Consider the following 23,117-nt stretch of genomic DNA (forward strand, 5'->3'; position numbering starts at 1 on the left):
AAAGCCGCAGATAAGTTGGTCTGAGAAAAAAATATGAAAAAAAACCAAAAAAGTTATTGCCACTTCTATTTGTTCGTGATATTATAAATCTCGTTGTTACGGAAACTGCTTCAATAGAGTACAAGATGAGAACATAATCCAAGTCGTTTGCTCTATGGAAATTCCGACATCTTAAGAGCCATTAGCTCAGTTGGTAGAGCATCTGACTTTTAATCAGAGGGTCGAAGGTTCGAGTCCTTCATGGCTCACCATTTCGTGAAGGCCCGTTGGTCAAGCGGTTAAGACACCGCCCTTTCACGGCGGTAACACGGGTTCGAATCCCGTACGGGTCATTGATTTACTTTAGCGTTATTGCTAAATTCCTTATTTGTCTGTGAGAGCTGACACGACAGCTCTCCGGGCAATTACTGTAAGGTCCGGTAGTTCAGTTGGTTAGAATGCCTGCCTGTCACGCAGGAGGTCGCGGGTTCGAGTCCCGTCCGGACCGCCATTTTACTTTACTTAGTAGAGAAAAATAAAACATTTGGCTCGGTAGCTCAGTTGGTAGAGCAACGGACTGAAAATCCGTGTGTCGGCGGTTCGATTCCGTCCCGAGCCACTTACCAAACGCATCTGCAATCGTAGGTGCGTTTTTTTCTTTTAGGAAAAAGGCAAACATGAGGAGTGTTATAATAGAAGAAAAAGGGAGAACCGGCCCTGCGGCCGGCTCAAAGAAGAAGACGTCATTGATAAAGACGCACTCCGGTGAGGGGAGGTTTCAGTAAAGTTATCTTTTTTAAAAAAAGTTGACCAGCATGACAAAAGATAAACAATTGGAGGATAAAGGTGAAACATGTGTTTTTTTTCTAAACCTTTATTTTTTTTATCTTTTGACCTTAAACCGTTATAATAGACAAGGACCCATTGTTTACATGGGCCATAAGTGATGAAACGAATGTTATATAGATGAAATGAAGTTATTCGGCAGGAGGAAAATCAAAATGATGGATAAAAAGATCCTTGTAGTAGATGATGAAAAACCGATTGCAGATATATTGGAATTTAACTTAAGAAAAGAAGGCTATGAAGTGCACTGTGCTCACGACGGAAATGAAGCCGTTGAAATGGTAGAAGAGCTTCAGCCTGATTTAATTCTTTTAGATATTATGCTTCCTAATAAAGACGGCGTTGAAGTGTGCCGTGAAGTCAGAAAGAAATATGATATGCCGATCATTATGCTGACGGCAAAGGATTCAGAAATTGACAAGGTCATCGGGCTTGAAATCGGCGCTGATGACTATGTCACAAAACCATTCAGCACACGCGAGCTTCTGGCACGTGTAAAAGCGAACCTGCGCCGTCAGCTGACAACAGCGCCTGCGGAGGAAGAGTCGTCCTCTAACGAGATTCATATCGGCTCTCTCGTCATCTTCCCTGACGCGTATGTCGTATCAAAACGAGATGAAACAATCGAATTGACTCATCGTGAGTTCGAATTGCTTCATTATTTAGCAAAACATATCGGACAAGTGATGACACGTGAACATTTGCTTCAAACCGTTTGGGGATATGATTACTTCGGCGATGTCAGAACGGTTGACGTAACAGTCCGCCGGCTTCGTGAAAAAATCGAGGACAACCCGAGCCATCCAAATTGGATCGTCACACGCCGCGGCGTAGGTTATTACTTGAGAAACCCAGAACAGGACTAATGCCCATATGAATAAGGTTGGTTTTTTTCGGTCGATCCAATTTAAGATTACCTTGATTTATGTGCTTTTGATTATCATTGCAATGCAAATCATTGGTGTGTATTTTGTCAATCAGGTAGAGAAGTCGCTGATCAGCTCTTATGAACAATCGCTGAATCAGCGAATCGACAACCTTTCTTACTATATCGAACAAGAATATAAAAGCGAAAATGACAGCACCGTCATCAAGGATGACGTCAGCCGTATTTTGAATGACTTCACGAAAAGTGATGAGGTTCGGGAAATTAGTTTTGTAGATAAAAGCTATGAAGTGGTCGGTTCTTCAAAACCGTATGGTGAGGAAGTTGCAGGGAAACAAACAACCGATCTGATCTTTAAAAGAATTTTTTCTACTAAACAATCGTATTTAAGAAAGTACTATGACCCGAAAAGCAAAATCAGAGTCCTCATTTCCGCGAAGCCCGTCATGACTGAAAACCAAGAGGTTGTCGGCGCGATCTATGTTGTCGCGAGTATGGAAGAGGTCTTTAATCAAATGAAGACCATCAACACGATACTGGCGTCCGGCACTGGTTTGGCACTCGTTTTGACGGCCCTTCTCGGTATTTTTCTGGCAAGAACCATTACCCATCCGCTTTCGGATATGAGAAAGCAGGCGATGGAGCTTGCGAAAGGGAACTTCTCGAGGAAGGTTAAAAAGTATGGACATGATGAAATTGGGCAGCTCGCCACCACGTTTAATCACTTAACGAGAGAGCTTGAAGATGCCCAGGCGATGACGGAAGGAGAGCGCAGAAAGCTTGCCTCTGTTATTGCCTATATGACAGACGGCGTTATCGCAACAAATCGAAACGGAGCGATTATTCTCTTAAACAGCCCGGCGCTGGAGCTGCTGAACGTTTCACGTGAAACAGCCTTAGAAATGCCGATTACGAGCTTGCTGGGGATTCAAGAGAATTATACATTTGAAGATTTAGTAGAGCAGCAGGATTCTATGCTGCTTGAAATTGAGCGCGATGATCAATTAACGGTGCTTCGCGTGAATTTCTCTGTGATTCAGAGGGAACATGGCAAAATCGATGGTTTAATTGCTGTCATTTACGATGTAACCGAGCAAGAGAAAATGGATCAGGAACGCAGGGAATTCGTTGCGAATGTATCACACGAGCTGCGGACGCCGCTCACGACAATGCGAAGTTATTTGGAGGCGTTAGCTGAAGGCGCGTGGGAAAATAAAGACATTGCCCCGCGTTTCTTAATGGTGACGCAAAATGAAACAGAGCGTATGATCCGGCTTGTCAATGACCTGCTGCAGCTTTCGAAATTTGACAGCAAGGATTATCAATTCAACCGGGAATGGATTCAGATTGTCCGGTTTATGTCGCTTATTATTGACCGTTTTGAAATGACAAAAGAACAGCATGTGGAATTTATCCGCAATCTGCCGGACAGAAATCTGTACGTCGAGATTGACCAGGATAAAATTACCCAGGTGCTCGATAATATTATTTCCAACGCTTTAAAATACTCACCGGAAGGCGGACATGTCACGTTCTCAATTGATGTAAATGAAGAGGAAGAACTCCTCTATATCAGCGTCAAGGATGAAGGGATCGGAATTCCGAAAAAAGATGTCGAAAAAGTCTTTGACCGCTTCTACAGGGTTGATAAAGCGAGAACGAGAAAGCTTGGCGGCACCGGCCTGGGGCTGGCGATTGCAAGAGAAATGGTTCAGGCGCACGGCGGAGATATTTGGGCGGACAGCATAGAAGGAAAAGGCACGACGATTACATTTACTCTTCCATATAAAGAGGAACAAGAGGATGATTGGGATGAAGCGTGAAAATATAAAAACGATATTACTTACGGTACTCGTCGTCATCAGTCTTGTTTTTACGTGGGGGATATGGACGTTCCAGCCAAACTTTTCTGAAGGCTCATCATCAACAGAGTCTACTGTGCGTGAGAAGCATAAAATCGAAAAAAACACCCAAAAGCTGTCTGAAACGGTAAGGCCAAGGGAAATGTTTATCCATGATGACGGCGCTCATTATAAAGTGGAAGATGAAGCTCTCTATGAAGAAGTCTGGTCTGACTTGCCGCATTGGGATGTAAAAGGAATTAAAGATATCTCTGATCAGTATGACAAGGTTGGATTCAAGAGCTGGTTTTATGGAATAGGCGGTTATGAAGCGAAGCTTGACTTGCAATTCAGTGACACGATTCCTATTGATATATTCCAAACGCTGTTTAAATGGTCGAATCAGTCGTTTGAATATAGTTCGTTTGATCATATTCTGATTCCGTTTAATGAAACTAAAGCGAACAAGAAAATTTATTTGGTGTCTTACAGCAAACAGCTCATTCTGGAAGTGACCGTTGAATCGGCAAACTACCGGAACATTATGAACGACTTGGAAAACAGGCAATCAAACATGCCGGCGTACAGTTTGTTCTCAATTGGCTCTAAAAAAGAATTCCTGCTGCCGAACAAACCGCTTACGATGGACAAAAAAGAATTTGTCACAGAATCGATTAAAACTAACACCTTTAAGCAGGCTTTGTTCAGCGATCCGAGCATTGTAAGGGAAGATTCGAATTACAACAACAGAAATGTGCTGACAGATGGGATCAGCCGGTTAGATGTGAATCTAAGCCAGCGCCAGGTGCAATTCCAGCAGCGCAATTTAGTGCAGAGCACATCCTATCAAACAGGTGAATTAATCAAAAAGAGCCAAAAATACCTTGAGGATACGGGAAGCTGGACGGATCACTATCAATTTTTCAATATCAATGACAGCCAGCAGCTGAGCTTCTATATCTTTATGGATCAGATGCCGGTCATTAACAGCACCGCCAAACCGTTCGGAGCGACATCGGCGATTACGGTGCAGTGGGCGAACGATGATATTCTCAGCTATAAGCGGCCGAATTACAGTCTCGGAACGAACCCGATTAAAACAAGTGAGACAGAGCTGATGAGCGGCAGCGAGGTGAAGATGCTGCTTGCCAAACAAACCGCTTATGATACGGACAAAATTGATCAGATCTTCCTTGCTTATCAATTGGTATCAACATCAACCAACGATGATCCTCTTGTTGAACTGGAACCGGTCTGGGCGATGAAAGTAAATGGAAAAATTGTGCCGATCACAAAGGATTTATTGATGAAGGAGGGGGCAAACAGTGGAGTGGAATAAGACAAAATCAATCTTCATCGTTGCCTTCCTCATTTTAGATATTTTCTTAGGTTATCAGTTTTTTCAAAAATGGCAGGCGACCAGCAAGGAATATGAGGTCATTAAAAATGATGTCGAGCATGATATGAAGGCCGACCATATCACGTATGAAGGCCTGAATAAGGAAGCGACAGAAGGCTACCGGATCACAGCAAATCAAAAGACCTTCACCAAGGAGGAAATTGAGGCGCTGAAGGATCAAAAGCCTTTGATGGACATGCCTAGTGATGATCATAAAGTAACGAGCCTGAAAATGAAGTTCACGAATCCGATCGCCCTATCAAAGAAGAATATCGAGGACGATGCTCAGACGCTTGTTTCTTCGAAAATCCAAGACGGCGAAAAATATAAGCTTTGGAAGGTTGATAAATCGAAGAAAGAAATTGTTTTCTTCCAAACGTATGAAGGTCATTATATTTACCAGAAGACCGACAATTCCTCTAATATGATCGGGCAAGTGGTGCTGCACTTAAACGCTAAAAACGAGGTTGTGTCGTACGACCAGACAACGCTTGAGACCTTTAAGCAAATTCAGAAAGAAAGCTTAATCACTGAAATGGATGCGGTTGAGCTATTGTACTATCAAAATCAATTAAAAGAATACAGCACTGTGAAGAGCTGTAAATTCGGCTACGTAGCACAATATCCGCTGACAAGTACGCAGGTGCTGGCACCGGTATGGAGAATTACGGTCGAGTACGATAAAAAGGTGAACGGTGAGAAAAAGACAGTACAAGAGTATTTTACTGTGAATGCTTTGGAGAGTACGATTTTAGATACAGATCAATGAAAATAATGGAGTGAACAGACATGAGCTTGCAATTTAGCGTACTTGCGAGCGGGAGTACGGGAAATGCGTTTTACCTCGAAACAGAGGATCACGCATTTTTAGTGGACGCCGGTTTGAGCGGGAAAGCCATGGATGGACTGATGGCGCAGATCGGGCGTAAGCTGGATGATGTAGACGGCATTTTTGTGACGCATGAGCATAGTGACCATATTAAGGGACTCGGTGTGGTCGCCAGAAAGTACAAGCTTCCGATTTATGCGAATGAGAAGACATGGAAAGCGATGGAGAACCATATCGGCAAAATAGACACCGATCAAAAATTTGTGTTTCCGATGGAGACGGTGAAGTCGTTCGGCGGACTTGACGTGGAATCGTTTGGCGTCTCTCACGACGCGGCGGAACCCATGTTTTATGTATTCCATTATAACGGCCGAAAGCTCGCATTAATGACAGATACGGGATACGTCAGCGACCGGATGAAAGGGATCATCCGGTCAGCGAATGTGTTTGTGTTTGAAAGCAATCACGATGTCGGTATGCTGCAAATGGGAAGATACCCGTGGAGCATTAAGCGGCGGATTTTAAGTGACGTGGGGCACGTTTCAAATGAAGATGCTGCCTTGGCGATGACCGATGTCATTGGCGATGAGACGTCACGAATTTACTTGGCACATTTGAGCCAGGACAACAACATGAAGGAGCTGGCGAGAATGTCTGTGCAGCAGACATTAGCTTCTAAAGGGTTTGTGACGGGTGAGACATTTGATTTGTATGACACCGATCCGAAGAAGGCCACGCCGCTTTGCGCTGTATAATTTTTCTATGTAAATCATGACTATTATAGGAGTTTCTAACCCACAATATAACCATATTAACGTTCTTGGAAAGGATGGAATATGGTGGATTACGATCGTGAGGAAGAACATACTACTCCTGAACAGCCAAAGAGAAGCAAAAAAGGATATTTCCTTTCTAGTCTGATTGGCGTGATTGTCGGTGCCGTATTAATGGCGTTTATCATGCCGTACCTGTCAAATGAAGGGTTAGATACGGGCGCCTTAGATCAGCAGCAGAACAACAATGGCCAAGAATCAATCAGGACGGTGAATGTCAGTGTCAACAACGCCGTCACCAAGATTGTCAGCAATGTGTCGCCCGCCGTTGTCGGTGTTGTGAACATCCAAAAATCAGATATTTGGGGAGAGAGCGGCGAGGCTGGGAGCGGCTCAGGCGTCATCTATAAGAAAAATGACAACTCTGCTTATGTCGTGACCAACCATCATGTTATCGAGGGCGCTTCCCAAATTGAAATCAGCCTGAAAGATGGCTCGCGTGTATCGGCTGACCTTGTCGGCAGCGACCAGCTGATGGACCTGGCTGTTTTACGGGTGAAAAGCAATAAAATAAAAGCAGTCGCCGACTTCGGAAATTCAGATAAAGTGAAATCAGGGGAGCCGGTTATTGCGATTGGCAACCCGTTAGGCCTTGAGTTTGCAGGCTCTGTCACACAGGGGGTCATCTCAGGTACGGAGAGGGCAATTCCAGTGGATTCAAACGATGACGGACAGCCTGACTGGAACGCAGAAGTCCTGCAAACAGATGCGGCCATTAACCCTGGGAACAGCGGCGGCGCTTTGTTAAATATGGACGGGAAAGTCATTGGTATCAATTCAATGAAAATTGCCGAGTCGGCGGTTGAAGGGATTGGCCTGTCGATTCCGTCTAAGCTTGTGATTCCGGTGATAGAGGATCTGGAGAAATACGGCGAAGTCAAACGACCGTTCCTTGGCATTGAAATGAAATCGCTCAGCGACATCGCAAGCTATCATTGGGATGAAACTCTGAAGCTTCCTAAGGATGTCACCAATGGCGTGGTTGTGATGGGTGTAGACGCCTTTTCACCTGCCGGAAAAGCAGGGCTTAAGGAACTGGATGTCATCACGGAATTTGACGGACACAAAGTAAATGATATTGTTGATCTGCGGAAACGGCTTTATCAGAAAAAAGTCGGTGACCGGGTGAAGGTGAGGTTTTACCGCGGCGGAAAAGAAAAATCCGTTGATATTAAGCTCTCCTCCGCAGACCAATTAGGAAGTTAACAAAAGCAGTCTGGCACCGTTGCCAGACTGCTTTTTCATGTAAAAAAACTGAACGAGGGTCACGCCCGTTCAGTTGAAAAAGGATATATCGAATATGAAGAAAAATACAAGATGGGTGTTACACGTGAAACAGCAGGCAATGCCTGTCAGCTGCAAATGCTTCCGTTTTCAGCGTTTACTTTAATGGTTTGTTCCGTGTGGTTGCTAACTGAGATTTTAATGATGTACACATAGATGCCATTTTCTTTCTTCAATGCAGAAGATTTTACTGTGCCTTTGCATTTGTTCAGCGCAATGCTTTGAGCTTTTGCTTTTGTGATTGCGGCTTGTTTGTTTTCAACGTGATGCTTGACGACTTTTCCGCTGCTGCAGTTGACGTTGAAGGTGTGAACTTTGCCGTCCTCACCGAGCACTTTAATGACATAGACATAAACGCCGTCTGCTTTCTTCATTTGTGCTGATTGAACCGCGCCTTTGCAGTTGTGTAATGCCACAGTTTTCGCTTTAGAAAGCGTAATAGAAGCTTGCTGCTGTGTTTGGACTTTAGCAGTGTCCTCTTTATGCAGAACGGCCGCATGTGCGGAAGATAAGGAACTAATTGAGATAACAGCGCCTAAGGCAGTCGCTGAAAATATTTTCACATTCATTTTTATATCCTCCTTAGCTAATGATGTAAAAAGAACTGAACGCGGGTCACGCACGTTCAGTTTAAAAAGTATTTAGAAAAAGGTAGACATGAACTTAGAACTTCGTGTTAAAACAAGACTGGTGTTACACGTTGAATTGCAGTTGTTTCACTGCTGGCAAGTATCAATTTTTATTTGCAAATGCTTCCGTTTTCAGCGTTCACTTTCACTGTTTGCTCAGTGTGGTTTTGGGCAGTGATTTTAATCACGTAAACGTATTTACCGTTTTCTTTCTTCAAAGCAGAAGATTTCACTGTGCCTTTGCATTTGTTTAGGGCAATGTTATGTGCTTTTGTTTTCGTAATGGCTGCGTTTTTCTTTTGCACTTCTTGTTTTACGATTTTACCGCTGTCACAGTTGACATGGATTGTATGAGTACTGCCATCTTCGCCAAGCACTTTTACAACGTAGATGTAAACGCCATTTTCTTTCTTCAGATCAGAAGATTGAACTGCGCCTTTGTATTTGTTCAGTGCGATTTGATGCGCTTTTGTTTTTGAAATATGTGCTTGTTTCTTTTGCTCGTGTTTTGCGACTTTGCCGTTTTCTCCATTGATATGGAACGTGTGAAGGCTGCCGTCTTCACCCATTACTTTCACGACATAAACGTAAACGCCATTTTCTTTCTTCAGTTCAGACGATTGAACCGCACCTTTGCAGTTTTTCAAAGCAATAGAATGTGCTTTTGATTTGCTGATGTAGCTTTGTTTCTTTTGAATGTCATGCTTCACAACTTTTCCGCTGTCGCAGTTGACGTTCATCGTATGCTGTTTGCCGTCCTCACCGAGAACTTTGACAACATATACGTAAGTGCCGTTCACTTTCTTCATTTGGGCAGATTGAACAGTACCTTTGCATTTGTTCAAAGCAACTTGTTTTGCTTTTGCTATTGTGATGGAAGCCTGCTGCTTCGTCTCGACCTTCGCTGATGTATCATCCTTTTGAATGACAGCGGCATGGGCGGAAGTTAAAGAACTGATTGAAAGAATCGTTCCCAGCGCGGCTCCTGATAAAACTTTAGTGATATTCATGTGTTGTTCCTCCTTTGATTTCACTGTTGGCTGAACCAACTAAGGCTATTGTATAGGCCGAAGCTGAAAATCAAATGAGGGCTGGCTGAAAACTTGCTGAATTCAGCTGATTTTTAGGGAAGATTCAGTTGGTTTTCAGATAAAAACGAATAATAGGAGGGGAAGGGAAAAAACTAATCAGAGGTTTATGCCAACTAAGGAGAGAGCACAGCATGAATAGGATGAAAGGCATCAAGATTTTGCTCGTGGACGATGAACCGGCGATATTAGATTTTTTGACAATGGGACTTGAAAATGAAGGCTTTGAAGTCAAGACCGCGGCTGACGGAATGACAGCAATGAACATCGCAAAAACATTTCAGCCGCATGTGGCCATTCTGGATGTGATGATGCCCGGAATGGATGGACTGGAAGTATCGAGAATGATGAAAAAAACCGGCCATACCGCCGTTATTATGCTTACGGCAAAGGATGAGGTGGGGGTTCGGGTAAAAGCGCTGACAGAGGGCGCTGATGATTATATGATCAAACCCTTCAGCTTTGAAGAGCTGCTGGCGCGTATCTATGCAAGAATTCGGGATCACTTCCCTAACCTGTTCGAAGAAGTGGCGCTCGGCCCGTTTCGGATTGACGACCGGCGCAGAGAAATCCGTTATCAGGAAGAGGTGCTGAAGCTTTCGGCAACGGAATACGAGCTGCTGAAATTTTTGGTGCTGAATCACGGCCTTGTGCTCAGTAAAGCGAGGATTCTGGATAAAGTATGGGGCTACGACTTTTACGGGGAAGAAAATATTGTCGAAGTGTACATCCGTTCCTTGCGGGAAAAATTGAATGACAAAAAGCATGAAGTGATCCGAACGGTACGCGGCGCGGGCTATCGGGTGGATATTGTATGAGAAAACGATTCAAAACGCTTCGCTTTCAGCTTTTATTCCGCTCGTTGTGCATTCTTGTTCTTCTATTGGTTTTTGTCGGCGCCATGCAATATGTGTTTGGAAAACGCCTCTTATATGAAAACCGCGCTGTCAGTATTCAAAGTTATATCAACTCGACGGAGCCGACCATATGGCAAAACATTGAAAGATACAAAAGCAATCCTGACGGCTCGCATAAGTCAGATGGTGCTGTCCGTCCCGCCTTTATTTATCCGGGTGTGACAATTGTTTTTATCGATAAAAAAACAAAAGCCAGCACGGTATTGTCGACGGACCCATATGCGGGAGCGCCGCCAACATTTAAAAAAAGTGTATATGACGAGGCATTGAAAGATACGATGGCCCTGCATTACAAAATGACGAAAAATGAATCAGGCGAGGAAGTGCTGGTTGTGTTTCAGGCTATTACTATTGATGGAAAAGAAGCAGGCGTGATCCAAATGAGTGCTTTAACAGCACCGCTGAAGGATGTGCTGCTCCGGCAAATCAGCATTTACTCCACGCTCTCGCTCGTCGCGCTCCTGCTCGGGCTTTTTACATTCCTGCCCGTGGTCAGACATACGCTCAAACCGTTATCACAAATGGTACATATGATGGGGCATATTAATGCTGGAAATTTGAATAAAAGACTTCCTGTTTATCGAAAACAAATGGAAATCGATACGCTTGCCATTTCGTTTAATCACATGCTGGAGCGGATTGAAACGTCATTCAAAGCAGAAAAAGAAGCGAAGGAGCGCATCCGGCAATTTGTATCAGACGCTTCGCATGAACTGAGAACACCTTTAACATCCATACACGGCTTTATAGAAGTGCTGCTGCGGGGCGCAGCGCTTCAGCCGGAGCAGAGAGAAAGAGCGCTGAATAGTATGTATGAAGAATCGAAGAGAGCCACACGGCTGATAGAGGATCTTCTGTTTCTTGCAAAAATCGATCGGGTGCCGAGCTTTGAAATGAAGAGAGGCGATCTCGATTCGCTCATAAGGGAAATGGAGCCGCAGCTCAGTCTGCTTGCGAAAGAAAGAAAACTGCAGCTGCTGCTTGAGGATCATGCTGAAGCGGTGTTTGACGGGGATAAAATGAAACAGGTCATTTTGAATTTGGTTTACAACGCGGTGCAGTATACGGATGAGAAAACCGGTGCCATCACCATCTCGCTGCAAAAAAACGATGACGGCGTCATGCTGATGATAGCGGACAACGGCACAGGCATCGCACCGGAGCACTTGCCGCATTTATTTAACCGATTTTACAGGGCAGACCCATCCCGTTCCCGAAAATATGGAGGTTCGGGATTGGGGCTTGCCATTACAAAGTCGATTATCGACAGCCATAATGGGACGATTGACGTCAAAAGTGAAATCGGCAGAGGCACTGTTTTTCTGATCAGGCTTCCTGCGACAGAATAGGGCTGTTACTCGGCAGGCGAGTGGGAAAATTTCTTCAGCCGGTATTGAAGGCTTTGTCTGCTGATGCCAAGCTCCTGAGCAGCTTTCGAGATGTTATGGCCGTGTTTTCTTAACACGTTCTCAATCACATATTTTTCGAAGCTCTCCATTTTTTCTTTTAAGTCCGCGGCCGGCTGGTGTCTTGGTGCTTCAGGCTCTGGGGTATCAGCCGGTTTGATTTTCATGCGGTATTGATAGGGCAGGTGGGAAGCCGTAATCGTTTGCTCATCCGTCATGAAATTCATTGCGCCTTCGATCATATGCTCAAGCTCCCGAATATTTCCCGGCCAGTCATAAGACATGAAAAATTGCTTCACGTCTTCGCTGATGTGTTCGACATTCATTTGGAACAGATGGTTGTTTTTTTGGATAAACTCTGACGCGAGAAGCAAAATGTCTTCTTTCCGTTCCCGAAGCGGCGGGATAATCAGTGTTACGACGCTCAGCCTGTAATACAAGTCCTTCCGCATCCGTTCACCCGCAATCGCATCAATCGGGTCTTCATTCATCGTGGCAATAATACGCACGTCAATCGGTGTATCCTTTGTCGAACCGATGCGCCTGATTTTCCGTTCTTGAAGAGCGCGGAGCAGTTTTGCCTGAAGACTCAGGTTCAGCGAGTTGATTTCATCTAACAGCAGCGTGCCGCCATGGGCTTGTTCAAACAGGCCGGGCTGGTCTACAGCGCCGGTAAATGCGCCTTTTTTCGTTCCAAACAAAATGCTTTCCACAAGGCTGTCTGGCAGCGCCGCGCAGTTTTGTGAAATAAACGGGCCCCCTGAGCGGTCGCTGCCATTATGGATGCTTTGCGCGAACAGCTCTTTTCCCGTGCCGGTTTCGCCTGCGAGAAGGACAGATGATGATGTGCGCGTTGCCCGCTTGGCGTTTTCGATGACGTCTTGAATGGCCGGGCTGGTGCCGAGAATACTGTCAAATGTATAGGTTGTGCTGCCTTTTTTGTTCATATTTTCCCTGATCAGCCGTTCAAGCTTTGTCACATCCTTGGCAATTTCGACTGCACCCCTGATTTTGCCGTCTTGGACGATGGGATAGGTATGATTGATCGTCGTGATTTCCTGACCTTTATTATTGAAGTAGCTCTGCTTCACATTTTTAATTGTTTTGCCTTCCTGAAGAGCCTGTACCAGGGTGCTGTCCTGCTGTTTCGAAAACATAAACACATCCATCAGGTTTTTATTCAGGACGTCATGCTTCTCCATATCTTCAATCTGCATCATTTTGTTGTTATAAACGATCGTGTTTCCATGCTCGTCTACTACGTGCAGGCCAACATCGATTTCATCCAAAATGCTTTGAAAAACCAATGTGAGGAATTCGCTGTCTTTGACCACTGTATAAACCTCCCTCAATTATTTTCTTAATATTGCTTCTATTTTATAAAAGAATGGAGTTGATATGCAAAAGAATTTTGCACTTGCTGAAATTTTTGCTCGAAATATCAGAATCTTTTTGCACCTTGTCCTCGAAAATTGTAGAAAACACACGAAATCTTGATTTGGCACAGAACTTGCATTTATAAAAAGGGAAAGCAGGATAACATGTGGAAACAGAAAACAAGGGGGAATTCAAATATGCCAGCTTTATCTAAATCCAAGGAAATTATTGATCAGACGTCTCATTACGGAGCTAACAATTATCATCCGCTCCCGATTGTTATTTCTGAAGCGCTGGGTGCTTGGGTAAAGGACCCGGAAGGCAATGAATATATGGATATGCTGAGTGCTTATTCTGCAGTAAACCAGGGTCACAGACATCCAAAAATCATTCAGGCATTGAAGGATCAGGCTGATAAAATCACCCTCACGTCACGCGCGTTTCACAACGATCAGCTTGGACCGTTTTACGAAAAAACAGCTAAACTGACAGGCAAAGAGATGATTCTGCCGATGAATACAGGAGCTGAAGCGGTTGAATCCGCGGTGAAAGCGGCGAGACGCTGGGCTTATGAAGTAAAAGGCGTAGCAGACAACCAAGCGGAAATCATCGCATGTGTCGGGAACTTCCACGGCCGGACGATGCTGGCGGTATCTCTTTCTTCTGAAGAGGAATATAAAAGAGGATTCGGCCCGATGCTTCCGGGAATCAAATTAATCCCGTACGGTGATGCGGAAGCGCTTCGTCAGGCCATTACGCCGAATACAGCTGCGTTCTTATTCGAACCAATTCAAGGCGAAGCGGGAATTGTCATTCCGCCTGAAGGGTTTTTGCAGGAAGCAGCGGCGATTTGTAAGGAAGAGAATGTCCTGTTTATTGCGGATGAAATTCAGACCGGTCTTGGACGTACAGGCAAGACGTTTGCCTGTGATTGGGACGGCATTGTTCCGGATATGTATATCTTGGGCAAAGCGCTTGGCGGCGGTGTGTTCCCGATCTCATGCATTGCGGCGGACCGCGAGATATTAGGCGTGTTTAACCCGGGCTCACACGGCTCTACATTTGGCGGGAACCCGCTGGCATGTGCAGTGTCTATCGCCTCATTGGAAGTGCTGGAGGATGAAAAGCTGGCGGATCGTTCTCTTGAGCTTGGCGAATACTTTAAAAGCGAGCTTGAGAGCATTGATAACCCTGTCATTAAAGAAGTCCGCGGCAGAGGGCTGTTTATCGGTGTAGAATTGACGGAAGCCGCACGTCCGTATTGTGAGCGTTTGAAGGAAGAAGGGCTTTTATGCAAGGAAACGCATGATACAGTCATTCGTTTTGCACCGCCATTAATCATTTCCAAAAAGGATTTGGATTGGGCAATAGAGAAAATTAAGTACGTGCTGCAAAACGCATAAATCTGCACCATGGCGGGATATTCACTTCGTTTGTATAAATTTACAACAGAAAAATCAGCACTCCCTATTTGCTCAGCTACAGTATTTTAGTATAATGTATCTTTATGAGAAGAAGTGAATTTTATATTAAATAGATAGAGACTCTTTGGACAGCAAACTGGGATACGCACCATGTAGATGTTCCAGCTTAGATCCAATACAAGTTGCTGAAGGGGTGCAGAATGTGAATACTAACCAAGATAACGGAAATCAGCTCCAGCGGACGATGAAATCACGCCACTTGTTCATGATTTCATTGGGCGGAGTGATCGGAACCGGTTTCTTCCTTGGAACCGGGTTTACCATTAACCAGGCGGGACCGCTCGGCGCGGTTCTGTCCTATTTAGTGGGCGGCTTTATCATGTTTTTGACGATGCTCTGCTTAGGAGAGCTGGCAGTCGCCTACCCTGTGTCGGGGTCCTTCCAGACCTATGCGACAAAATTTATCAGCCCGGCCTTCGGGTTTTCGTTCGGCTGGCTGTACTGGCTCGGCTGGGCGGTTACATGCGCCATTGAATTCTTATCAGCGGGGCAGCTGATGCAACGCTGGTTTCCGCACATAGACGTGTGGATCTGGTGTCTGGTATTTGCGGCACTGATGTTTGTATTAAATGCGATCACCACAAAAGCCTTTGCAGAATCTGAATTCTGGTTTTCAGGCATTAAAATTTTGATCATCCTTTTATTTATTATTCTCGGCGGAGCCGCCATGTTTGGCCTGATTGATCTGAAGGGCGGAGAGCAGGCGCCGTTTTTGACGCATTTTTATGAAGACGGGTTATTTCCGAACGGCATAAAGGCAATGCTGATTACGATGATTACCGTGAACTTCGCGTTCCAGGGAACTGAGCTGATCGGAGTTGCAGCCGGAGAAAGTGAAGACCCTGAAAAAACGATTCCGCGGTCCATTAAACAGACAGTATGGAGAACGCTTGTCTTCTTTGTGCTTTCAATCATTGTCATTGCCGGCATGATTCCGTGGAAACAGGCGGGAGTCGTGGAAAGTCCATTTGTTGCCGTATTTGAGCAAATCGGAATTCCATATGCCGCTGATATTATGAACTTTGTTATATTGATTGCGCTGTTATCTGTTGCGAACTCAGGTTTATACGCATCGACACGTATCCTGTACGCGATGGCGAATGAAGGACAGGCCTTCAAAGCGCTGGGCAAAACAAATCAGCGCGGTGTGCCGATGTACTCGTTAATCGTAACGATGGCTGTGGCCTGCCTGTCACTTCTGACAAAATTTGCGCAGGCTGAAACCGTATATATGGTGCTATTATCATTGGCGGGCATGAGCGCACAGGTAGGCTGGATTACGATTTCGCTTTCCCAAATCATGTTTAGACGCAAATATATCCGTGAAGGCGGCAAGGTAGAAGATTTGAAATTCAAAACACCGCTATATCCGGCGCTTCCGCTGATCGGCCTGACGTTAAATACGGTCGTTCTCATCAGCCTTGCATTTGATCCGGAGCAGCGTATCGCGCTGTATTGCGGCGTACCGTTTATGGTTATTTGCTACATCATTTATCATGTCGTCATTAAAAAACGCCAGCAGGCAAATCGTCAGCTAGAGCTTTAAAAACGTTGTCCGCAAGTCATCTTTGTTATAACCCGCATAGGACATTATCTTATATGTTGAGGTGGAATCACAGATGGATAAAACGATTTCGGTTATTGGAATGCCAATGGATTTAGGACAAGCACGACGCGGAGTGGACATGGGCCCGAGTGCCATCCGGTACGCCCATTTGATCGAGAGGCTGTCAGACATGGGGTATACGGTTGAAGATCTCGGTGACATTCCGATCAGCCGCGAAAAGATCAAAAATGACGAGGAACTGAAAAACCTGAATTCTGTTTTGGCGGGAAATGAAAAACTCGCTCAAAAGGTCAATAAAGTCATCGAAGAGAAAAAATTCCCGCTTGTCCTGGGCGGCGACCACAGTATTGCGATCGGCACGCTGGCAGGCACAGCGAAGCATTACGATAACCTTGGCGTCATCTGGTATGACGCGCACGGCGACCTGAATACACTTGAAACATCACCATCAGGAAATATTCACGGCATGCCGCTTGCCGTCAGCCTCGGCATCGGCCACGAGTCACTGGTTAAGCTTGAAGGCTATGCACCTAAAATCAAACCGGAAAACGTCGTCATCATCGGCGCCCGGTCACTTGATGAAGGAGAGCGCAAGTACATTAAGGAAAGCGGCATGAAGGTGTACACGATGCACGAAATCGACCGTCTCGGCATGACAAAGGTGATCGAAGAAACCCTTGATTACTTATCAGCGTGTGACGGCGTCCATCTCAGCCTTGATCTGGACGGACTTGATCCGAACGACGCACCGGGTGTCGGAACCCCTGTCGTCGGCGGCATCAGCTACCGGGAGAGCCATCTGGCTATGGAAATGCTGTATGACGCAGGCATCATCACCTCAGCTGAATTCGTTGAGGTCAACCCGATTCTTGATCATGAAAACAAGACTGGCCAAACAGCAGTAGAGCTCGTTGAATCCCTGTTAGGGAAAAAGTTGCTGTAATAAGAAAACCCCCGCATCCCGCGGGGTTTTTCATTTATCCAATCATTTTCTCAGCGACTTTCATCTCCTGTGTATGGGTTTGATGGTCCGCAATAAACCATCCTGATAAAATCACTGCTGCGACGCCTGCACCAATCAGAAATTTTTTCATTTATATAACCTCCGTTCGTTTGATCAGTTCTTCAATTTGTAATGCTTCATAAAAAAAGTGGGCAGCTTCTTTGTAAAGCTCATGCTCCCTATACCGTTCGCCAGCCAAAATGGAAAGTTCTCTTACACTGTCATACTCTTTCTCGGACACCAAATCATCCATATGTTGTTTGCATAAGTGAAACGTTTCCGCATGACCTCCTTTTGCATAAATGGCATATAAAATGTCTATTTTTGCCTCACATATTCTATTCGGCTCGACAGTCAATTTTTCCTTCGCTTCTTGGTAATAAGATACAGCCTGTTCGTATTTTTTGATTTTAAACAGCTCTCGTATCAGCAAGTAGACAGAATGATAGTAATAGGCAGAGCGGGCGTATTCTTCGTTCTGTAAGGCCTCTTCTAATTTCGAGACCGCTTCTTCTGATTTACCGCTTTGCGCATGTAGAAGTCCGAAGTTATGCAAAAGCTGGGCTTCGAAAAAATGATCCTCTAATTCTGTCGTGATCCGAATCGCTTCGTCCAAATACGTTTCGGCTTCTTCAAATTGGCTCATCTCGGTAAAATTGCCTGACATGGTGATCAGTGCTGAGGCCAGTTTCTTTTTATAATCGGTCTCTTCCCTGAACGTTTTGACCGCTTGCCGTGTATGGTTGAGGGACACAATATTTTGCCCAAGCTTATAATAGAGCTTACCGACCTTCAGGTGAAATTCGGCTTTCTCAATCGGATCGGGGATGTTGTTGAGATACTGCTCTGCATCTTTATACAGCCCAATGGCAATGTCATAATTATTTTTATAGGCCTCATACATGCCTTCAAATAGAAAAAAGTAATATTTCAGCAGGTCAGACGTAGCATTCATATGAGAAGGCTCCTCATGCTGAAAGCCCTGTCCTCTCGCCTCGTGAAGCAAAACCTTATGGCGCAGTTCCAATAAGGAGAAGTAGGCAAGCACCTCCTGATCCTCTTCCATGTCATCCAATAAAGGCTTCACTTCTTCAAAACAACGGGCGGACTCTTCAACTTCATGTTTCTTGATGGCAAGATACCAATCATTGAGCATGTTAGCGATTTCTGCGGGTGCAATCTTATTCATGTGAAACTCCTTTCTCTAGTGACTTATCAATCTCAGTTGCTTATTCTGATAGTAACACCTCTTTCTATTTTATGTAAAATCCTCTAGTCAATATATGAAGGAGAGATGATATGACAATCATACTGACCCCTATGCAGACAGAAGAATTTCGGTCTTATCTCACGTACACAACAAAGCATTACGCCGAAGAAAAGGTAAAAGCGGGAACATGGCTGCCTGAAGATGCACAGCTTTTGTCTAAGCAGGCATTTACTGATCTGCTTCCGAGAGGGCTGGAAACACCCCATCACCATTTGTGGAGCCTCAAGCTGAATGAAAAGGATATCGTTGGCTGGCTATGGATACATGCTGAACCGGAACATCCGCAGCAGGAAGCGTTTATTTATGATTTCGGGTTATATGAACCGTACCGCGGCAAGGGCTACGCAAAGCAAGCATTGGCGGCATTAGATCAAACGGCACGCAGTATGGGAATCCGCAAGCTGTCCCTTCACGTCTTTGCCCATAATCAGACGGCGCGAAAGCTATATGAGCAAACCGGATTTCAAGAAACAGACGTAGTGATGAGCAAGAAGCTATAACGAAAAGGGCCTGATAAAGGCCTTTTTTCTGTAAATGATTTCTAAAAATTCTGTAAATAACCTAGTTACTTTCCTTATTTTCCTAATATAATGTGGGTGAGGAAATCACCTTTCCTACATTCACAAGAAAAGAGGAGATGTAATGAAGTTGAAAAAACGGGTGTCGATGTTTTTGGTAGCGCTTACAATTTGCGGCGGCCTGTTTGTTTCTCCCGCCAAAGCCGTAAAGACCACAAACTATGCTGAAGAAATCGCCGCACTGCAGCCAGGCACGACACCAGAAGAAATCATGAAGTCCGCCAGCCAGATTGCCAAACAGCAACACGTAAAGCAAGACGTCATTCTGAAACAGTTCTATAAGGAAATCACAGCTGATAAAGCAGAAGGCGACAGACTCGCCAAGGAAAGCGGCATGTCCATCATGGGCGGGTCGTCCGGCACGAAAAAACTCCCGACAAGTGCGAAAGGCAATATCTATTACACCAACTCCTACACAGCCTACTACAATCACGGCCACGTCGGCTTGTACTCCGCTGCTGACAAAATTGTGGAATCTGTCCCGAGCGACGGCGTCAGGCAGATCGCTTACAATGCCAGAGACGTGGAAGACAACTCCATCGTACAAACCGTCAGCGTCACCTCATCTCAAAAAACATCTGCTGCCGACTGGGCGGTATCAAAAGTCGGCGACCCATATTCATTTAACTTCGTCAATAACAGAAATACAGGCCATGATGGCGCCAAAAACTGTTCAAAGCTCCTATGGTCTGCCTTTTTGCTGAAAGCCGGCATTGATATAGACAGCAACGGAGGCTTAGGCGTGTATCCGCGCGACATCACAAGCTCATCCTATACGACAACCATCATGACCATCAACTAAGGAGAAGGATATGAAAAAGTGGATGATTATTATCGCCATGCTGATTCTCGCAGGAATCGCACTATTTGTCTTCATTTCTCCTCTCAAAAGCCATAAAGCCGTGAGTCAGCAGGATCTCCGAGACCCTGATTTTTTGGACAACAAGGACACCCTGCTGTATTTCTCAACCTCTGCGGATCAAGATGCATTTGGCGGCGGGAAAAGCTACGCCCTGTTTATCAGCCAGGACGGGACGCTGTCTTCCTTTAAGATGAAGGGCCTTGAGCTGGGCTCAGCCAAGGTTCACGGCGACAGTGTGATGCTGGAGGACAAAAACACAATTTATACGATTAAAGACGGCCTGAGCTCCCATAAAAGAGCCTATCAGCACACAGGCGACAGCGCAGGCTTTCTGCAAAATAAGGACGGTTTTTACACCCTCTACAACTCAGGCTACGACAAAAAGAGAGACGGGTACCGTTCAGAGCTATACCGCCAGATCGACGGAGAGTGGAAAAAAGACGTCATCCCCTACTACATCCGAGCCTCCGGTTTTCATGACGGCGCCATTTATGCACTCGTCCCGACAGCTGACGAAAAAGGCTATCAGCTCCTCCAGATTCAAGCAGATCAGAAGAAGCTCACCTATCACAAGATAACGGAATGGCAGTACCGGGAAGGAGCCTCAGTCGAATCCCAGCTTGCTGTGGACGATCAGGCTGTTTATTTTATGGTTCGCGACCAAAAGGCTCGTAATCTTTATCAAATGGTCAAGATCAACAAGAAAAGCGGCAAAGTCGAGCTGCACGACATCGCCGAATACAAAAACGACGAACAAACGATATACAGCTCCATGCCCTTCAGCTTTAAAAGAAGCTTTTTCCCTTATGACGGGCACTTGTACTTCATTGACGGCTTCGGAAAGGGATACAAAATCGATGCAAAGACAGGAAAAACAAGCACCGCCTTCACCCTTTCCCGAGACAAAATGAAAGCCGATTTCAAAGAAATCACCCAAAAAGGCAGCAGCCTCTATTTCTTCACATACACGTATAACAAGCCTGCCTACATTGAACAGTACAGTCTGAAAACCGGAAAGAAAGTGAAGGAAAAAGAGATTGGGAAGGTAAAGGAGATCGTGACGCCGAAGAGTCATTTGAAGCTGTATGATTTTGAGGTGATGAAGGGGTTTTAAGGGCAAGGAGGTTAGTATGGGAGCCATCGCTGTGTTATTAATCGTTTTTGGTTTTCCGATCATCGCAGGTGTATTTGGTATAGCGGGTCATTTTTTATTTAAGAGATTTTGGGTGGCGCCGCTCATTGTCCTAATGGCGAGCATCATTTTGTTGTTTACATTAGCATCTGGCAACAGTTCATTTTTGTTTTGGGTTGTGCTCTATACTGCAATTGCGTTAGGAACCAGTGTTGTCACATTATTTCTCAGGAAATTATTATTCAACTGATCGCTGTTTATGAAGAGACTTGTGAAGTCTCTTTTTTCTGTTACGCAATTTGATACATATCAATGATAGAACGTTGTCCAGCCTCCATCTAAACGTGGTTCAAAACTATAAATCTCGAATGGCCTTTTCAAGCAAACAGGTGTTAATTACTGTAAAATGAATATATAAAATTGATATAGATAAAGGAGGAAGCATATGCGCACCAAACGGGTCATTCTTCTTGCAGTTATCATCAGTCTGATTTCGGCGGCTGCGATGTTCCTGTTAAACGGAGGTAAAGCAGATTGGTTCGACATCCTCGGAACCATTATCGGCTGTTTTCTTGGCATATTTGTTGTTGTAAGAATACAGAAAAAGCAGGCGTGAAAAAGGGAAAGAGTCATGCCGAACCGAAGTCATGTTCAAGGACGCAGAGTCCAAAAACATGAATGGGAGGAATGGCGTTGACAGGAAACAAAGCGGTTGTGTACAAAGGCAAAGGGACTGTAGCGGTGGAGGATATCGGTTATCCGGAGTTAATCTTAAAGGATGGGCCTGGTGTTCCAAAGGCGAATGTGAACCGAAAATGTGAGCATGGGGTTATTTTGAAGGTCATTACAACAAACATCTGCGGAAGCGACCAGCATATGGTCAGAGGCCGCACAACAGCGCCTGAAGGCTTGGTGCTCGGGCATGAAATTACGGGAGAAGTCATTGAAACGGGGCGTGATGTTGAATTTATCAAAAAGGGTGATATCGTATCCGTTCCTTTCAACATTGCCTGCGGACGCTGTGTGATGTGCAGAACGCAGAAAACACATGTATGCCTGAATGTCAATCCGGATCGGCCGGGATCGGCTTACGGCTACGTCGATATGGGTGGCTGGGTCGGCGGGCAGTCTGAATACGTCATGGTGCCATACGCTGATTTTCAGCTTTTGGTATTCCCTGATAAAGAACAGGCGCTAGAAAAGATTCTCGATTTGACCATGCTGTCCGACATTTTCCCGACCGGCTTCCATGGAGCTTATACAGCGGGCGTACAAACAGGTTCAACCGTTTACATCGCGGGAGCGGGGCCTGTCGGCTTGGCAGCTGCACACTCCGCTCAGCTCCTAGGCGCCTCCACCGTGATCGTCGGCGATCTGAACGAAGACAGATTGGCACAGGCGAGAAGCTTCGGCTGTGAAACGGTCAACGTGCAAAAACACGACCGCCTCGGCGAGCAAATTGAACAAATACTAGGTGAACCGACCGTGGATGCCGCAGTGGACTGTGTCGGATTTGAAGCATCTGGACACGGCAATCAAGGAGAAGCGCCTGCTGCCGTGCTGAACTCGATCATGGACGTCACCCAGGTCGGCGGAAGCCTAGGCATTCCGGGCTTATACGTGACCGAAGATCCCGGTGCAAAGGATGCGGACGCTAAAACAGGCTCTTTAAAAATCCGCTTCGGACTCGGCTGGGCCAAAGCCCACACCTTCGTCACCGGACAAACGCCTGCTATGACATATAACCGCAATTTGATGAAAGCGATCCTGAGCGGTAGAGCGCAAATCGCAAAAGCTGTCAACGCCACCGTTATCTCTCTGGACGACGCGCCAAAAGGCTACAGCGACTTCGACAAAGGCGCAGCCAAAAAATTCGTCATCGACCCGCATGGAACGCTGAAATAAGA

The 23,117-nt window shown here is 45.4% G+C and carries 22 protein-coding genes, 4 tRNA genes and 1 pseudogene; 22 read left to right on the forward strand and 5 right to left on the reverse strand.

The window, feature by feature from the left end:
- Positions 1-175: 175 nt before the first annotated feature.
- From KHQ79_RS12690 to KHQ79_RS12740, 11 genes and pseudogenes are all read left to right on the forward strand, one after another.
- A tRNA-Lys gene (locus tag KHQ79_RS12690) sits at positions 176-251 on the forward strand.
- Positions 252-260: 9 nt separating this feature from the next.
- Positions 261-332: transfer RNA gene (locus tag KHQ79_RS12695), tRNA-Glu, on the forward strand.
- Between the two features lie 81 nt (positions 333-413).
- Positions 414-490: transfer RNA gene (locus tag KHQ79_RS12700), tRNA-Asp, on the forward strand.
- 35 nt (positions 491-525) lie between these two features.
- Positions 526-598, forward strand: a tRNA-Phe gene (locus KHQ79_RS12705).
- Positions 599-983: 385 nt separating this feature from the next.
- Entirely contained in the window at positions 984-1,691 is a 708-nt protein-coding gene (gene walR / locus KHQ79_RS12710; protein ID WP_032731843.1) for a cell wall metabolism DNA-binding response regulator WalR, read from the forward strand.
- A 7-nt stretch (positions 1,692-1,698) separates the two neighbouring features.
- On the forward strand, positions 1,699-3,534 hold the full coding sequence (walK, locus tag KHQ79_RS12715; RefSeq protein WP_225515428.1) for a cell wall metabolism sensor histidine kinase WalK: 1,836 nt from the start codon (positions 1,699-1,701) through the stop codon (positions 3,532-3,534).
- Positions 3,524-4,891, forward strand: a complete 1,368-nt coding sequence (walH, locus tag KHQ79_RS12720; RefSeq protein ID WP_060400078.1) for a WalRK two-component regulatory system regulator WalH — start codon at positions 3,524-3,526, stop codon at positions 4,889-4,891. Before walK ends, walH begins: the two co-directional genes overlap by 11 nt.
- Positions 4,878-5,720: a WalRK two-component regulatory system regulator WalI gene (gene walI / locus KHQ79_RS12725; RefSeq protein ID WP_003236521.1), complete on the forward strand. Its 843-nt coding sequence runs from the start codon at positions 4,878-4,880 to the stop codon at positions 5,718-5,720. Before walH ends, walI begins: the two co-directional genes overlap by 14 nt.
- A gap of 20 nt (positions 5,721-5,740) precedes the next feature.
- Complete coding sequence (locus KHQ79_RS12730; protein WP_003236518.1) at positions 5,741-6,535, forward strand: MBL fold metallo-hydrolase; 795 nt, start codon at positions 5,741-5,743, stop codon at positions 6,533-6,535.
- Between the two features lie 81 nt (positions 6,536-6,616).
- The gene (gene htrC / locus KHQ79_RS12735) at positions 6,617-7,819 is read left to right on the forward strand and encodes a serine protease HtrC (RefSeq protein WP_225515430.1); all 1,203 of its coding nucleotides are present in this window, start codon (positions 6,617-6,619) and stop codon (positions 7,817-7,819) included.
- A gap of 19 nt (positions 7,820-7,838) precedes the next feature.
- Positions 7,839-7,963: pseudogene (locus KHQ79_RS12740) on the forward strand (hypothetical protein); the annotation flags it as partial.
- Positions 7,964-7,965: 2 nt separating this feature from the next.
- Here the strand turns inward: KHQ79_RS12740 and KHQ79_RS12745 are convergent.
- A complete protein-coding gene (locus tag KHQ79_RS12745; RefSeq protein ID WP_225515432.1) occupies positions 7,966-8,466 on the reverse strand; it encodes a PepSY domain-containing protein in 501 nt (166 codons plus the stop codon).
- Positions 8,467-8,636: 170 nt separating this feature from the next.
- Positions 8,637-9,536 (reverse strand): PepSY domain-containing protein, encoded by a 900-nt coding sequence (locus KHQ79_RS12750; protein WP_003236512.1) that lies wholly within the window; start codon positions 9,534-9,536, stop codon positions 8,637-8,639.
- A 212-nt stretch (positions 9,537-9,748) separates the two neighbouring features.
- On the opposite strand from KHQ79_RS12750, the gene KHQ79_RS12755 reads away from it, so the two are divergent.
- Together KHQ79_RS12755 and KHQ79_RS12760 are read left to right on the forward strand one after the other, a co-directional pair.
- Complete coding sequence (locus KHQ79_RS12755) at positions 9,749-10,432, forward strand: response regulator transcription factor (protein WP_225515434.1); 684 nt, start codon at positions 9,749-9,751, stop codon at positions 10,430-10,432.
- Positions 10,429-11,880 carry a sensor histidine kinase gene (locus tag KHQ79_RS12760; protein WP_225515436.1) on the forward strand — a complete coding sequence of 484 codons (1,452 nt, stop codon included), beginning with the start codon at positions 10,429-10,431 and terminating at the stop codon, positions 11,878-11,880. The genes KHQ79_RS12755 and KHQ79_RS12760 overlap by 4 nt, the downstream gene beginning before the upstream one ends.
- A 5-nt stretch (positions 11,881-11,885) precedes the next feature.
- Here KHQ79_RS12760 and rocR read toward each other — a convergent pair whose 3' ends face one another.
- Positions 11,886-13,271 carry an arginine utilization regulatory protein RocR gene (rocR, locus tag KHQ79_RS12765; RefSeq protein WP_003236508.1) on the reverse strand — a complete coding sequence of 462 codons (1,386 nt, stop codon included), beginning with the start codon at positions 13,269-13,271 and terminating at the stop codon, positions 11,886-11,888.
- 240 nt (positions 13,272-13,511) lie between these two features.
- Between rocR and rocD the strand changes: the two genes are divergently transcribed.
- The 3 genes from rocD to rocF all read left to right on the forward strand — a co-directional run bounded on the left by rocD (position 13,512) and on the right by rocF (position 17,308).
- Complete coding sequence (gene rocD / locus KHQ79_RS12770) at positions 13,512-14,717, forward strand: ornithine aminotransferase (protein ID WP_060399933.1); 1,206 nt, start codon at positions 13,512-13,514, stop codon at positions 14,715-14,717.
- A gap of 223 nt (positions 14,718-14,940) precedes the next feature.
- The gene (locus KHQ79_RS12775; RefSeq protein ID WP_084994074.1) at positions 14,941-16,344 is read left to right on the forward strand and encodes an amino acid permease; all 1,404 of its coding nucleotides are present in this window, start codon (positions 14,941-14,943) and stop codon (positions 16,342-16,344) included.
- 73 nt (positions 16,345-16,417) lie between these two features.
- On the forward strand, positions 16,418-17,308 hold the full coding sequence (gene rocF, locus KHQ79_RS12780) for an arginase (RefSeq protein WP_014115833.1): 891 nt from the start codon (positions 16,418-16,420) through the stop codon (positions 17,306-17,308).
- A gap of 34 nt (positions 17,309-17,342) precedes the next feature.
- On the opposite strand, the gene KHQ79_RS12785 is transcribed toward rocF, so the two are convergent.
- Together KHQ79_RS12785 and rapG are read right to left on the reverse strand one after the other, a co-directional pair.
- Positions 17,343-17,459 (reverse strand): Phr family secreted Rap phosphatase inhibitor, encoded by a 117-nt coding sequence (locus KHQ79_RS12785; protein ID WP_060399931.1) that lies wholly within the window; start codon positions 17,457-17,459, stop codon positions 17,343-17,345.
- Positions 17,460-18,557 (reverse strand): response regulator aspartate phosphatase RapG, encoded by a 1,098-nt coding sequence (rapG, locus tag KHQ79_RS12790; protein ID WP_225515438.1) that lies wholly within the window; start codon positions 18,555-18,557, stop codon positions 17,460-17,462.
- Positions 18,558-18,667: 110 nt separating this feature from the next.
- On the opposite strand from rapG, the gene KHQ79_RS12795 reads away from it, so the two are divergent.
- The 6 genes from KHQ79_RS12795 to fdhA all read left to right on the forward strand — a co-directional run bounded on the left by KHQ79_RS12795 (position 18,668) and on the right by fdhA (position 23,115).
- Entirely contained in the window at positions 18,668-19,138 is a 471-nt protein-coding gene (locus tag KHQ79_RS12795) for a GNAT family N-acetyltransferase (protein ID WP_119914549.1), read from the forward strand.
- A gap of 142 nt (positions 19,139-19,280) precedes the next feature.
- Positions 19,281-20,018, forward strand: a complete 738-nt coding sequence (locus KHQ79_RS12800; RefSeq protein ID WP_225515440.1) for a YiiX/YebB-like N1pC/P60 family cysteine hydrolase — start codon at positions 19,281-19,283, stop codon at positions 20,016-20,018.
- Positions 20,019-20,028: 10 nt separating this feature from the next.
- Positions 20,029-21,192: a hypothetical protein gene (locus KHQ79_RS12805; RefSeq protein ID WP_225515441.1), complete on the forward strand. Its 1,164-nt coding sequence runs from the start codon at positions 20,029-20,031 to the stop codon at positions 21,190-21,192.
- Between the two features lie 16 nt (positions 21,193-21,208).
- The gene (locus tag KHQ79_RS12810) at positions 21,209-21,460 is read left to right on the forward strand and encodes a DUF2651 family protein (RefSeq protein WP_225515443.1); all 252 of its coding nucleotides are present in this window, start codon (positions 21,209-21,211) and stop codon (positions 21,458-21,460) included.
- A 195-nt stretch (positions 21,461-21,655) separates the two neighbouring features.
- Positions 21,656-21,826: a hypothetical protein gene (locus KHQ79_RS12815; RefSeq protein ID WP_225515445.1), complete on the forward strand. Its 171-nt coding sequence runs from the start codon at positions 21,656-21,658 to the stop codon at positions 21,824-21,826.
- Positions 21,827-21,888: 62 nt separating this feature from the next.
- Complete coding sequence (gene fdhA, locus KHQ79_RS12820) at positions 21,889-23,115, forward strand: formaldehyde dehydrogenase, glutathione-independent (RefSeq protein WP_080429073.1); 1,227 nt, start codon at positions 21,889-21,891, stop codon at positions 23,113-23,115.
- Positions 23,116-23,117 lie beyond the last annotated feature (2 nt).

The sequence above is a fragment of the Bacillus sp. TSO22 genome (genome assembly GCF_020223595.1).
Taxonomy (GTDB): domain Bacteria; phylum Bacillota; class Bacilli; order Bacillales; family Bacillaceae; genus Bacillus; species Bacillus inaquosorum.